The organism is Stutzerimonas sp. LR2 (assembly GCF_055755175.1).
This window is the reverse complement of sequence record NZ_JBVTRR010000004.1, coordinates 490,434-502,368: the sequence shown is the minus strand read 5'-3', so window position 1 is coordinate 502,368 and position 11,935 is coordinate 490,434. Positions and strand designations below refer to the sequence as shown.

Genomic DNA, 11,935 nt, shown 5'->3' with positions numbered 1-11,935 from the left:
GCCGGCATAACGAACGATAACGAGGTGCATATGGAGCTTTGCGAGCTGCTGCAAGCGGTGCGTGACAATCCCGAAAGCGTGGTCGTGCCGGCCAGCTGGGGGCAGGGGCGTGCGGGTTTCGGCGGCCTGGTCGCAGCGCTGGTATTCGAGAACATGCGCGCCAAGGTGCCTGAAGGACGCCCGCTGCGCTCGCTGGCGATCACCTTCGTTGGTCCGCTGGCGGTGGACAAGCCAGCCAGGTACGAGGCCGAAGTGCTGCGCGAAGGCAAGGCGGTGAGCCAGATGCTGGGCCGGGTGGTGCAGGATGGCCAGGTGGTCACCATCGTTCAGGGCAGTTTTGGCGCGCCGCGCAGTTCGGTGATCGATGTGCCGGCCGAGCCCGGTCCGTCCATGCCGCCAGTGGAAGCCTGCCAGGAGCTGCCCTACGTACCGGGCGTGACGCCGGAGTTCACCCGCTACCTGGCGATGCGCTGGGGTGTCGGTGGCCTGCCGTTCAGCGGCAACAGCTCCCGCCAGATGGGCGGCTGGGTTCGTCAGCGTGGCGACGTTCCGCGCGAACCGATGACCGAGGCGCACCTGCTGGCGCTGGTGGACGCCTGGCCGCCCGCTGTGCTGCCGCATCTCAAGAGCTTCGCGCCGGGCAGTTCGCTGACCTGGACCATCGAGTTCATCCAGCCGATGCCCGTGCTCGACAGCCATGAATGGTGCATGTACCGCGCCGAGATTGAGCATGCCCGCGACGGCTACGGACATTGCGCTGCGGCACTGTGGTCGCCATCTGGCGAGCTGATCGCGCTGAGCAGGCAGACCGTGACGGTGTTCGGCTGAGGCCGGACGTCGCGCCGACCTGACGTAGTCCTCTGGATGGTCTGAGCGCTCGGCACACTGCCTCGCTCGTGCCGACCCGCTCAGCAATGATCTGTAGCAAGGTTGCGCGCCATGGCGGGTCGCGCGCAGGCAGGCTGAGCTAGTCTCTTAACCAGGGTCATGGCAAAGAGCCTGAGCCGTGGACAGACTCGAGCGACAGCAGGCGGATCGGCGCCGTGCTGTTTGCCGCCACACAGGGGAGATTTGGCGATGAAGATCGAGCGATTCGAAGACCTGATCGACTGGACACGCGACACCCATGCCATGCTGGCCCGCTGCATGGCACGTTGTTCCGACAAGCACGACGAGACCCGCGCCAAGTGGCTGCTGGTCTACATCGCCGATCACGAGCGAGCGCTGGCCGAAACGGTCGACAAGATCGAGAAGCACGCCGATCCGAAAGCACTGCACACCTGGATCTACGATTACCTGACGCGCAATCCTGTACTGCGCAACCAGGCCTGCAAGGCCTACGACACCATGAGCGTGGAGGAGATATCGCTGGATATCTTCACCATCCACAATCAGGTCATCGACCTCTACCGTTCCCTGGCGCGTCGGGCCGAGATCGACGGTGCGCGCAACCTGGCCGAAGACCTGCTGCATCTCGAGGAGCACGAGACGATGCGCCTGGCGCGCCAGGTCAGCCGCATTCACGAGATGTAAGCGCAGACGCGTTTCGAGCATACTGCCGCACCACTCAGAGACTGCCTCACGGGACGGTGGATGTTCGAGCTTTCCGGCTATCTCGGCCTGTTCCTGGCAGCCTTCGGCGCTGCGACCCTGCTGCCCATGCAGTCCGAAGCCGTGCTGGCCGGGCTGCTGCTGACCGAACGCTATGCAGCATGGGAGCTGGTGGCGCTGGCGAGTCTGGGAAACGTGCTGGGCTCGCTGGTGAACTGGCTGCTGGGCCGTTATGTCGAGCACTTTCGTCACAAGCGCTGGTTCCCGGTCAACGAGCGTCAGCTGGCGAGGGCGCAAGCCAGCTATCACCGCTACGGCCGCTGGACCCTGCTGCTCAGTTGGGTGCCGATCATCGGCGATCCGCTGACCCTGGTGGCCGGGGTGATGCGCGAGCCGCTGTGGAGCTTCCTGCTGATCGTCAGCCTGGCCAAGACCGGTCGTTATCTGATGGTAATGGCGCTCACGCTCGGCTGGATGTGAGGCGAGGGCTGACAGACGCGGCGGCCTGGCCGATCATGGCGGGCATCGATGGAGGAACCCGAGCCGCATGATCACCGAGGCGCAATTGAAGGCTGACAAGGCGGTCACCGCTAGCCGCGACAGTATCAGCGTGCGGCTGGTGGTCGAGGCGCTGTGCGGCTTCCTGCAACCGGGGCTGACCGCCGAGCAGCTGCTGGAACAGATCGGTCTCGAACCCGGCTGCCTGCGAAACCCCGATGGGCGCATGGACGTGCGCGACTACTCGCAACTCTGGCTGCGCCTGGCGCGGCGCTTCGACGACGAATTTTTCGGCATGGACCCGCGACGCCTGCGCTCGGGCAGCTTCGTCTTCCTCAGCCGCAGTTGCATGCAGCAGCCGACGCTGGAGAAGGCTCTGGTGCATGCGCTGGAATTTCTCGGCCTGGGTCTGGAAAACCTGCGCGGCAAGCTGATCCGTAGCCAGAGTCTTGCCGAAGTGGTGTTGCGCGAGCGCAACGCCGAGCCGGCCCGGGCGTTCTGCTACTTCACCTACTGGATGCTGCTGCACGGGCTGGCCTGTTGGCTCGTGGGGCGGCGCATTCCCTTGCTGGCGGTGGAGTTGCGCTGCGCCGAGCCGGAGTACACCGACGACTACCGGGTCATGTTCTCCGACAACCTGCGCTTCGCGCGTCCTTCGACGCGCATCATCTTCGCTGCCGAGGTGCTCGATCTGCCGATCCGTCGCAGCGAGGCGGAACTGCGCAGTTTCCTTGCCGAGGCGCCGGCCAACATTCTGGTGCGCTACCGGGACCATTCCAGCCTGGCCAGTCGCATCAAGCAGCACCTGCGAAGCCTCCCCGCCGAGCGCTGGCCGGACAGCGAGACACTGGCGCAGGCACTGTGCATGTCGGCCTCGACGCTGCGTCGCCGTCTGGCTGAAGCGGGGCAGCCTTACCAGGCCATCAAGGACGGCCTGCGTCAGGAAATGGCCACCGAGTGGCTGGCCGACGCCAGCGTCAGCTATGGCGAGATTGCCGAGCGACTGGGGTTTGCCGATGTCAGCTCGTTCTACAAGGCCTTTCGCAAGTGGACGGGTATCAATCCGGGCCACTACCGCAACCTCATTCTCGCGCCGGCTCGAGGCTGAGCGCGGTGCTGCTGGGCTCCATCCCCAGCAGTTTTGCCCTCGCTCTATGGGCAGACCCGTAATCGCTTTTTGCCATTGGCCAAAACGGTCAGGCAGGTTGAATAGATCGACCATTGCCGCCCGCCCGTCGCTGTCCAAAGATGATCCCGGCTTTGAACCCCATAACAACAAGCACGGGAGAACGCCATGCGGATTCAGGACAACGTATTCCTTATCACCGGCGGCGCGTCCGGCCTCGGCGCCGCAGCGGCGCAGGCGCTGGTCGAGGCGGGCGGCAAGGTGGTTCTGGTCGACCTCGACGAAACGGCCGCACAGGCCACTGCCCACGCACTGGGCGCGAACGCGTTCAGTGTGGTCGCCGACATCCGCGACGAGACGGCCGCCCGCCATGCCGTCAGCGCTGCTCGCGAACGCTTCGGTGCGCTGCACGGATTGGTCAACTGCGCCGGCGTCGCCGGCGGCGAAAAGGTCCTCGGCCGCAACGGGCCGCACAGTCTGGACAGCTTCAGCCGCATCGTCGGCATCAACCTGATCGGCAGCTTCAACATGCTGCGCCTGGTCGCCGAGGCCATGGCCGAGAACGCTCCGGACGAAGGCGGCGAGCGCGGCGCGATCATCAATACGGCCTCGATCGCCGCCTTCGACGGGCAGATCGGCCAGACCGCCTATGCCGCGTCCAAGGGCGGTGTGGTCAGCCTGACATTGCCGGCCGCCCGCGAGCTGGCGCGCTTCGGCATCCGGGTAATGACCATCGCCCCCGGCGTATTCGAGACGCCGATGATGGCCGGCATGACCCAGGAAATCCGCGACTCGCTGGCTGCCGGCGTGCCATTCCCGCCACGTCTGGGGTATCCGGCCGAATACGCCGCGCTGGTGCGGCACATCTTCGAGAACAGCATGCTCAACGGCGAGGTGATCCGCCTCGACGGTGCCTTGCGCATGGCCGCCAAATGAAGGAAGCAGAGATGAAAGATGATCCGATCGTAATCGTCAGCAGCGCACGCACGCCCATGGGCGGCTTTCAGGGCGACCTGCAGGGCATGACCGCCTGGCAACTCGGCGCTGCCGCCATCCGCGCCACGGTGGAACGCAGCGGGCTGCCGGCCGAGAACGTGCAGGACGTGCTGATGGGCTGTGTGCTACCTGCCGGCCAGGGGCAGGCACCGGCACGGCAGGCGGCATTGAGCGCCGGACTGACCCGCGCCACTACCTGCACCACCGTGAACAAGATGTGCGGCTCGGGCATGCAGACGGTGATCATGGCCCATGATCAGCTGCTCGCCGGCAGCGCCGATATCGTTGTCGCTGGCGGCATGGAAAGCATGAGCAACGCACCGTACCTGCTCGACCGCGCCCGCGGCGGCTACCGCATGGGCCACGGCCGGGTGCTCGACCACATGTTCCTCGATGGCCTGGAAGATTCGTTCGACAAAGGCCGGCTGATGGGCACTTTCGCCGAGGAATGCGCCGACACCTTCGGCTTCAGCCGCGAGCAGCAGGACGGCTACGCGCTGGAATCGCTGCGCCGCGCCCAGTCGGCCATAGCCGAGGGGCGTTTCGCCGAGGAGATCGTCACGCTGGAGGTCACCCAGGGTAAACAGCAGCGGCAGATTCGTGACGACGAGCAGCCGCCCAAGGCGATGCCGGAGAAGATTCCCAGCCTCAAACCGGCCTTCCGCGAGGGCGGCACGGTGACAGCGGCCAATTCCAGTTCGATTTCCGACGGCGCCGCCGCGCTGCTGCTGATGCGTCGCTCCGAAGCCGAGCGCTGGGGTCTGCAGCCGCAGGCGGTGATCCATGGCCATGCGGCCTATGCCGATGCACCGAACCTGTTCACCACGGCGCCAATCGGGGCGATCCGCAAGCTGATGGAGCGCACCGGTTGGGCCGTCGAGGAGGTCGATCTGTTCGAGATCAACGAGGCCTTCGCCGTGGTTGCCATGGCCGCCATGCGCGAGCTGGCCCTGGACCCCGCCAAGGTCAACGTCAACGGTGGCGCCTGTGCGCTCGGGCATCCCATCGGTGCTTCGGGTGCGCGAATCCTGGTGACGCTGCTTTCGGCTTTGCGCGCCCGTGGCCTGCGCCGCGGCGTGGCGGCGATCTGCATCGGCGGCGGCGAAGCCACCGCCATGGCCGTCGAACTGGTCTGAGGAGGCGCCCATGTTGCCCAATGAGGATCAATGCGCGATCGCCGAGATGGCCCGGCAGTTCGCCCGGGAGCGCTTGAAGCCCTTCGCCGAACAGTGGAGCCGCGAGCACCGTTACCCGGCCGAGGCGATCGGCGAGATGGCTGCGCTCGGTTTCTTCGGCATGCTGGTGCCGGAGCAGTGGGGCGGCAGCGACACGGGCTACCTGGCCTATGCCATGGCGCTGGAGGAGTTCGCCGCCGGTGACGGCGCCTGCTCGACCATCATGAGCGTGCACAACTCGGTGGGTTGCGTGCCCATCCTGCGTTTCGGCAACGATCAGCAGAAGCGCGATTTCCTTGGCCCGCTGGCACGCGGCGAGCAGATCGGCGCCTTCGCCCTCACCGAACCTCAGGCCGGCTCCGATGCCAGCAGCCTGCGCACCCGCGCCCGGCGCGACGGCGATCACTACGTGCTCAATGGTGCCAAGCAGTTCATCACGTCGGGCAAGCATGCCGGCACGGTGATCGTTTTCGCCGTCACCGATCCGGACGCCGGCAAGCGCGGTATCAGTGCCTTTATTGTGCCGACCGACAGCCCGGGTTATCAGGTGGTGCGGGTCGAGGACAAGCTCGGCCAGCATGCCTCGGACACCTGCCAGATTGCCTTCGAGGATCTGCGCGTGCCGGTGGCCAACCGGCTGGGCGAGGAGGGCGAGGGCTACCGCATCGCCCTGGCCAACCTGGAGGGCGGCCGCATCGGCATCGCCGCCCAGGCGGTGGGCATGGCCCGCGCCGCCTTCGAAGCGGCGCGCGACTACGCCAGGGAGCGCGAAACCTTCGGCAAGCCGATCATCGAGCACCAGGCGGTGGCCTTCCGCCTGGCCGACATGGCGACGCAGATCGCCGTGGCGCGGCAGATGGTCCATCACGCTGCGGCGTTACGCGAGGCCGGTCGGCCGGCATTGGTGGAGGCCTCGATGGCCAAGCTGTTCGCCTCGGAGATGGCAGAAAAGGTTTGCTCGGCAGCGATCCAGACCCTGGGTGGCTACGGCTACCTGTCCGACTTCCCGGTGGAGCGCATCTACCGCGACGTACGGGTCTGCCAGATCTACGAAGGCACCAGCGACATCCAGCGCCTGGTCATCTCCCGCAACCTCGGAGGATCTGACTGAGCACCGCTGCGCCGCCCGCGTGCCTGAGGCGGCCAAACGAAGAACCATGCCGGTAGAACGCCGTTTCCTCGACCGGCACGTCGACAATAAAAACAAGATAGAGGTAGGAAACATGCAACCAGGTTTGATGCAGAACGCCCCCCTGCTGATCAGCGGCATCCTCACCCACGCCGCCCGTGCCCATGGCGACCGCGAAATCGTCTCGCGGCTGGTCGATGAACCCCTCTGGCGCTACGACTACGCCGGCCTTGCGAACCGCGCCGCGCAGGCTGCCAGTATGCTGCGTGCGCTGGGCATCGGCCCCGGCGACTGCGTGTCGTCGCTGGCCTGGAACACCCATCGTCATTACGAACTGTTCTTCGCCGTACCCGGCATCGGCGCGGTGTTGCACACCGCCAATCCGCGGCTGTCGGATGAGCAGATCGTGTACACCATCAACCATGCCGGCAGCCAGGTGCTGTTGTTCGACAGCAGCTTCGCCGCCTGCGTCGCCCGTCTGCGGCCGCGGTTGGGCAATATCCGGCATTTCATCGAACTGGCCGCGCAACCTTCGTCCGGTCTCGAAGGGGTGATGGGCTACGAGCAGCTGATCGCCGTCGAACAGCCGCTCGCCTGGCCGCAGTTCGACGAGAACGCCGGTGCGGTGCTGTGTTACACCTCTGGCACCACCGGCGACCCCAAGGGCGTGCTCTACAGCCACCGCTCGGTAGTGCTGCACGCCATGGCGGCGGGGCTTTCCGGCGCGTTCGGACTGTCCGCCTTCGATTGCATCATGCCGTGCTCATCGCTCTATCACGGCACTGCCTGGGGCATCCCGTTTGCCGCGGCGATCAATGGCTGCAAGTTCGTCCTGCCGTGCGACAAGATGGACGGCGCCAGCCTGCAGGAGCTGATCAAGAGCGAGGGCGTCACCCTGTCCGGCGGCGTGCCGACCATCTGGACCATGTACCTCGCCCATCTTGAGCGCAGCGGTGAGGACTCCGGCAGCCTGGCGCGTTTGGTGATCGGCGGGTCCGCGGTGCCGCGGGCCATGGCCGAGACCTTCCAGACCAAATACGGCGTGGCGGTCTGCCAGCTGTGGGGCATGACCGAAACCAGTCCTCTGGGCGTGGTGGCGACGCCGACGCCCAAGCTGGCCGAACGTGGCCAGCAGGCCACCAACGACACCATCTGGACGCGCCAGGGGCGCCTGCAATTCGGTATCGAACTCAAGATCGTCGACGAGGAAGGACGTGAGCTGCCGTGCGACGGCGTCAGCTCCGGCAGCCTCAAGGTGCGTGGCCCATGGACGGTAGAACGTTACTACCGCAGCGAGAAAAGCGCGCTGGATGCCGAAGGATGGTTCGACACCGGGGATATCGCCACGCTGGATGCCGATGGCTTCATGCGCATCACCGATCGCAGCAAGGATGTGATCAAGTCCGGTGGCGAGTGGGTCAGCTCCATCGATATCGAGAACGTGGCCGCGGCCTGCCCGGGCGTGAAGGTGGCGGCAGTGGTAGGGGTGTTCCACCCGAAATGGGAGGAGCGGCCGCTATTGGTGGTCGAGCCGCACAGCGATGCCGAGATCACGGTGGAGCAGATCCTCGCCCACCTGGAGCCGAACATCGTCAAGTGGTGGATGCCTGACGCGGTGATCTTCGACGCGGTGCCGCTCACCGCCACCGGCAAGATCGACAAGAAGGTCCTGCGCGAGCGTTATCGCAATCATCTGGTGGAAAACCAGCCCAGCGTCGTCAACCAGTAACGCCTGTTACCCCCGACGCGCTCCGTGCTTCGGCGCGGGGCGCGTCCGCGCGCGTGTGAATCGAGGAGATAGATCATGAACGAACATGACGATACCCGTAGCGGACCGCTGTGCGGGCTGCGCGTGCTGGAGTTCGCCGGTATCGGCCCCGGTCCGCATTGCGCCATGCTGCTGGCCGACATGGGTGCCGAGGTGCTGCGTATCGAGCGCGAAGGTGGCAATGGCTGGCCGAACCCGGTGGTCGATCGTGGACGCAAGACGCTGACCCTCGACATCCGCAGTGTGGCTGGGCGAGAGCGCTGCCTGGCGCTGACCGCGGACGCCGACGTGCTGATCGAAGGCTTCCGCCCCGGGGTGATGGAACGGCTGGGATTGGGGCCGGATGAACTGATGGCGCGCAATCCGCGGCTGATCTACGGGCGCATGACCGGCTGGGGGCAGAGCGGCCCGCTGGCGAAGGCCGCCGGGCACGATATCAACTACATCGCGCTGACCGGCGCGCTGGCGGCGATCCGTGGCGACAGCGGGCCGGCCATCCCTCCGCTGAATCTGGTCGGTGATTTCGGTGGTGGTTCGCTCTACCTCGCCGTCGGCATTCTCGCTGCCTTGTGGGAGCGCGAGCGCTCAGGGCAGGGGCAGGTGATCGATGCGGCCATCGTCGACGGGGTGTCCTCGCTGATGACGTTCTTCGCCGGCTTGCTGCCGAGTGGGCGGATCGACCTGCAGCGTGAGCGCAATCCGCTGGGTGGAGCGGCGCCGAACTACCGGTGCTATCGCTGTGCCGATGGTCGCGAGATCGCCATCGGCCCGCTGGAACCGCAGTTCTGGCGCGAGCTGCTGGAGCGCATCGACGCACCGGAAGCGCTGTGGGCGGGCTGCGCCGATCCGGCCGAGTGGCCTGCGCAGGGCGAGTTGCTGGAGCGGCTGTTCGCGACCCGCACCCAAGCCGAGTGGTGTGCCTTGCTGGAGGGCAGCGACGCCTGTTTCGCGCCCGTGCTGGAACTGGCCGATGCGCCGCAGCATCCCCATCTGCGCCAGCGCGGGGTCTACCAGGAGCTCGACGGGATGATGCAGGCGGCGCCGGCGCCGCGGTTTTCGCGCACACCGGGCAAGGCGCGGCGAACGCTGCGGTGCAGTACGAACGAAGGGTGGGACTGAGCACGCGGCGGGGTGAAATGGCGAAGAAGCCTGTGGGCTTTTTTCAATAAAAGCGTCGCTGGGGCCGTTCATGGTGCTGCCCGGGCGCCCTGCTTATCAGCATGGCCTTTATTGGACAAACAGTCAGGAAATGGATTCCAGAATATCTGCGACTTATGTTCGAACAGCCGCCAAAGTTATTGAAGGGTATCGACGAAAGTATGGGGTAATCCCTGTAAAGCCCGCCCTAGACGTGCCGCACGTCGGTTTTGGTTGCAGGCTTTTAACGGCGGACTAATATGAAAACGGAGGCTGCTTATTACAAGAAAAACGGGGAGTCAAACGTCATGAATAACAATGCCGAACAACAAGTAGTTGCACTTGAACTGTGTCGTTTCCTGGCCCATTGCGTCGCTGCGATCGTTGTCGTGGGGATGCTTTTCGTGGGTCTGATCGGATCCTGGCACGCTGCCCTCAGTGTTGGCGTCGTTCCACTGCTGGCCATTCTGGCCTGCGATTACATGGCAAGACGCAAGGAAACTGCTGTGCAAACAGCGGACGCCTGATACGCCCAGGCGCTAACCAGCCGAAGAACCTACCTATGCCCATCGAGCGATCGACACCCTGACGGTGACCACTGTCGGGGTGTTCTGCGTTGAGCGCCCGACGCGGAGCTGCTGTTACTGGAAACCTGTCCGAAGGTGTTACTCCTTTCGAACGGCGTAACGGTCTCCTGGGGTGGGCGGTAACGAAAGGGCTGGCGCAGCAGTCTCCCGTGACAGGTGAAGAAGGCTAACTCATTGAAAATAAAGGAGTCTCAAAAGCTGGCACGGCGAATGCTTTCTAATGGCCACAACAAGAACAAGAAAGCACACCCAATAACAAGAACAACACGTAGCGACTCCGACACAATAAAAACAAGCAGGTGGGAGACGTAGCAAACTGATTCTTTTGGAGAGGAATTGCCCGACAGGTTTCCTGTCGACCGGACCGAGAACAATAAAACTGCCTTGAGGCAGCTCCAGAACCGGTTGAGCCCGCGAGGGCAGTGGCAACATCAGCGACCAAAATAATCCGTTTGTTCTTTATGTCCCGAATGGGACTGCTATGCGGACGATGGTCCGATCGGGCTGCGAACAAAAACAACAAGCCCGTCAGCAGAAGAAGAACAAAGCAACACGCCCTGAAGGGGAGCCTAGCGGCTCCCCTTTTTATTTGGCTGTGGTTATGCGAGTGGTGGGTGAAGCCCAGCCTGCAAAACCATCAGGCGGCAGGTGGACCGGGGACGTCACCTCCCGTGAGGTATTTACCCTAGGGTGGGCGTTGGCCCGCCAATGAAAGCTGAAAATTCACCCCAGGCTGCCCAGATTTTCCATCAGGCAGCACAACGGCATCGGCGCCGCCTTTTGCAAGGATTCATCACTAAAGCGGATAGTTCGCCAGCTCCCGCGCGATCAGCAGGCGCTGGATTTCGCTGGAACCCTCGTAGATCTGCGTGATACGCGCATCGCGGTAGTAGCGCTCCACCGGGTAGTCCTCGAGATAGCCGTAGCCACCGTGGATCTGCACTGCCTGCGAACAGACCTTCTCCGCCATTTCCGAGGCGAACAATTTGGCCTGGGAGGCTTCGGACAGGCACGGCAGGCCGGCGCTCTTCAGCCGCGCGGCATGCAGAATCAGCAGACGCGCCGCATTCAGTTGGGTCTGCATGTCGGCAAGCATGTTGGCGATGCTCTGGTGCTCGGCAATCGGTTTGCCGAACTGCACGCGCTCGCGGGCGTAGAGCAGGGCGGCCTCGAAGGCCGCACGGGCGATGCCCAGGGCTTGCGCGCCGATGCCGATACGGCCTCCTTCGAGATTCGACAATGCGATGGCCAGACCCTTGCCGCGCTCGCCAAGCAGGTTCGCCTGCGGGATTCGGCAGTCGCTGAGCGAGACCGCGCAGGTGTCCGAGGCGCGGATGCCCATCTTGTGTTCGCTGCGTTCCACCGCGAAGCCGGGCGTGTCGGTGGGCACCAGAAACGCGGAAAGACCCTTCTTGCCGAGGTCCGGATCGGTCACCGCGAAGACGATGGCCAACTTCGCCCGCTTGGCATTGCTGCAGAACTGTTTGCTGCCGTTGAGCACCCACTGGCCGTCCACCAGTTCAGCGCGGGTGCGCAGGTTGTGCGCCTCGGAGCCTGCTTGCGGTTCGGTGAGGGCAAAGCAGCCGATGGCGCGACCGCTGGCCAGTTTAGCCAGCCACTCGTCCTTCTGCGCCTGCGAGCCGTAATTCAGCACCGGGCCGCAGCCCACCGAATTGTGGATGCTCATCAGCGCGCCGGTGGCGCCGTCGCCGGCGGAGATTTCCTCCACGGCCAGGGCGTAGGCGACGTAGTCGATATAGCTGCCGTCCCATTCTTCCGGGACGACCATGCCGAGCAGGCCAAGCTCGCCCATCTGGGCGACCAGGGCGTCGTCGATCCAGCCGGCTTTTTCCCAGGCCTGTGCATGGGGGGCGATCTCGCGGCGGGCGAAGTCGCGCGCCATGTCGCGGATCATGCGTTGGTCTTCGCTGAGTTCGAGGTCATGCATTGCGCGGTCTCTTCTTGTTG

11 protein-coding genes are annotated in these 11,935 nt (G+C 64.7%); 10 read left to right on the top strand and 1 reads right to left on the bottom strand.

Annotation, left to right across the window (positions count from 1 at the left end):
- Positions 1-30 precede the first annotated feature (30 nt).
- The 10 genes from ACVRRC_RS16680 (at position 31) to ACVRRC_RS16635 (ending at position 9,907) form a co-directional block, all read left to right on the top strand.
- A complete protein-coding gene (locus ACVRRC_RS16680; RefSeq protein WP_045158201.1) occupies positions 31-828 on the top strand; it encodes an acyl-CoA thioesterase in 798 nt (265 codons plus the stop codon).
- 249 nt (positions 829-1,077) lie between these two features.
- Positions 1,078-1,533: a hypothetical protein gene (locus ACVRRC_RS16675; RefSeq protein ID WP_013982622.1), complete on the top strand. Its 456-nt coding sequence runs from the start codon at positions 1,078-1,080 to the stop codon at positions 1,531-1,533.
- 60 nt (positions 1,534-1,593) lie between these two features.
- Positions 1,594-2,031 carry a YqaA family protein gene (locus ACVRRC_RS16670; protein WP_011913057.1) on the top strand — a complete coding sequence of 146 codons (438 nt, stop codon included), beginning with the start codon at positions 1,594-1,596 and terminating at the stop codon, positions 2,029-2,031.
- 67 nt (positions 2,032-2,098) lie between these two features.
- Positions 2,099-3,157 (top strand): AraC family transcriptional regulator, encoded by a 1,059-nt coding sequence (locus ACVRRC_RS16665; protein ID WP_472997262.1) that lies wholly within the window; start codon positions 2,099-2,101, stop codon positions 3,155-3,157.
- Between the two features lie 186 nt (positions 3,158-3,343).
- Positions 3,344-4,111 carry an SDR family NAD(P)-dependent oxidoreductase gene (locus ACVRRC_RS16660; RefSeq protein WP_126526485.1) on the top strand — a complete coding sequence of 256 codons (768 nt, stop codon included), beginning with the start codon at positions 3,344-3,346 and terminating at the stop codon, positions 4,109-4,111.
- A gap of 11 nt (positions 4,112-4,122) precedes the next feature.
- Positions 4,123-5,307 (top strand): acetyl-CoA C-acyltransferase, encoded by a 1,185-nt coding sequence (locus ACVRRC_RS16655; protein WP_472997261.1) that lies wholly within the window; start codon positions 4,123-4,125, stop codon positions 5,305-5,307.
- Positions 5,308-5,317: 10 nt separating this feature from the next.
- Entirely contained in the window at positions 5,318-6,457 is a 1,140-nt protein-coding gene (locus tag ACVRRC_RS16650) for an acyl-CoA dehydrogenase (RefSeq protein ID WP_313289234.1), read from the top strand.
- Positions 6,458-6,584: 127 nt separating this feature from the next.
- Positions 6,585-8,204: a long-chain fatty acid--CoA ligase gene (locus ACVRRC_RS16645; RefSeq protein ID WP_458993387.1), complete on the top strand. Its 1,620-nt coding sequence runs from the start codon at positions 6,585-6,587 to the stop codon at positions 8,202-8,204.
- 75 nt (positions 8,205-8,279) lie between these two features.
- A complete protein-coding gene (locus ACVRRC_RS16640; protein ID WP_472997260.1) occupies positions 8,280-9,362 on the top strand; it encodes a CaiB/BaiF CoA transferase family protein in 1,083 nt (360 codons plus the stop codon).
- A gap of 278 nt (positions 9,363-9,640) precedes the next feature.
- Positions 9,641-9,907: a hypothetical protein gene (locus ACVRRC_RS16635; protein WP_011913064.1), complete on the top strand. Its 267-nt coding sequence runs from the start codon at positions 9,641-9,643 to the stop codon at positions 9,905-9,907.
- A gap of 856 nt (positions 9,908-10,763) precedes the next feature.
- Here the strand turns inward: ACVRRC_RS16635 and ACVRRC_RS16630 are convergent.
- Positions 10,764-11,915: an acyl-CoA dehydrogenase family protein gene (locus ACVRRC_RS16630; RefSeq protein WP_472997259.1), complete on the bottom strand. Its 1,152-nt coding sequence runs from the start codon at positions 11,913-11,915 to the stop codon at positions 10,764-10,766.
- Positions 11,916-11,935 lie beyond the last annotated feature (20 nt).

Coding starts and splice junctions, on each gene's coding strand:
- ACVRRC_RS16670 (WP_011913057.1), top strand. CDS start 1,594: ATGTTCGAGCTTTCCGGCTATCTCGGCCTGTTCCTGGCAGCCTTCGGC.
- ACVRRC_RS16680 (WP_045158201.1), top strand. CDS start 31: ATGGAGCTTTGCGAGCTGCTGCAAGCGGTGCGTGACAATCCCGAAAGC.
- ACVRRC_RS16650 (WP_313289234.1), top strand. CDS start 5,318: ATGTTGCCCAATGAGGATCAATGCGCGATCGCCGAGATGGCCCGGCAG.
- ACVRRC_RS16660 (WP_126526485.1), top strand. CDS start 3,344: ATGCGGATTCAGGACAACGTATTCCTTATCACCGGCGGCGCGTCCGGC.
- ACVRRC_RS16630 (WP_472997259.1), bottom strand. CDS start 11,915: ATGCATGACCTCGAACTCAGCGAAGACCAACGCATGATCCGCGACATG.
- ACVRRC_RS16645 (WP_458993387.1), top strand. CDS start 6,585: ATGCAGAACGCCCCCCTGCTGATCAGCGGCATCCTCACCCACGCCGCC.
- ACVRRC_RS16675 (WP_013982622.1), top strand. CDS start 1,078: ATGAAGATCGAGCGATTCGAAGACCTGATCGACTGGACACGCGACACC.
- ACVRRC_RS16640 (WP_472997260.1), top strand. CDS start 8,280: ATGAACGAACATGACGATACCCGTAGCGGACCGCTGTGCGGGCTGCGC.
- ACVRRC_RS16635 (WP_011913064.1), top strand. CDS start 9,641: ATGAAAACGGAGGCTGCTTATTACAAGAAAAACGGGGAGTCAAACGTC.
- ACVRRC_RS16655 (WP_472997261.1), top strand. CDS start 4,123: ATGAAAGATGATCCGATCGTAATCGTCAGCAGCGCACGCACGCCCATG.
- ACVRRC_RS16665 (WP_472997262.1), top strand. CDS start 2,099: ATGATCACCGAGGCGCAATTGAAGGCTGACAAGGCGGTCACCGCTAGC.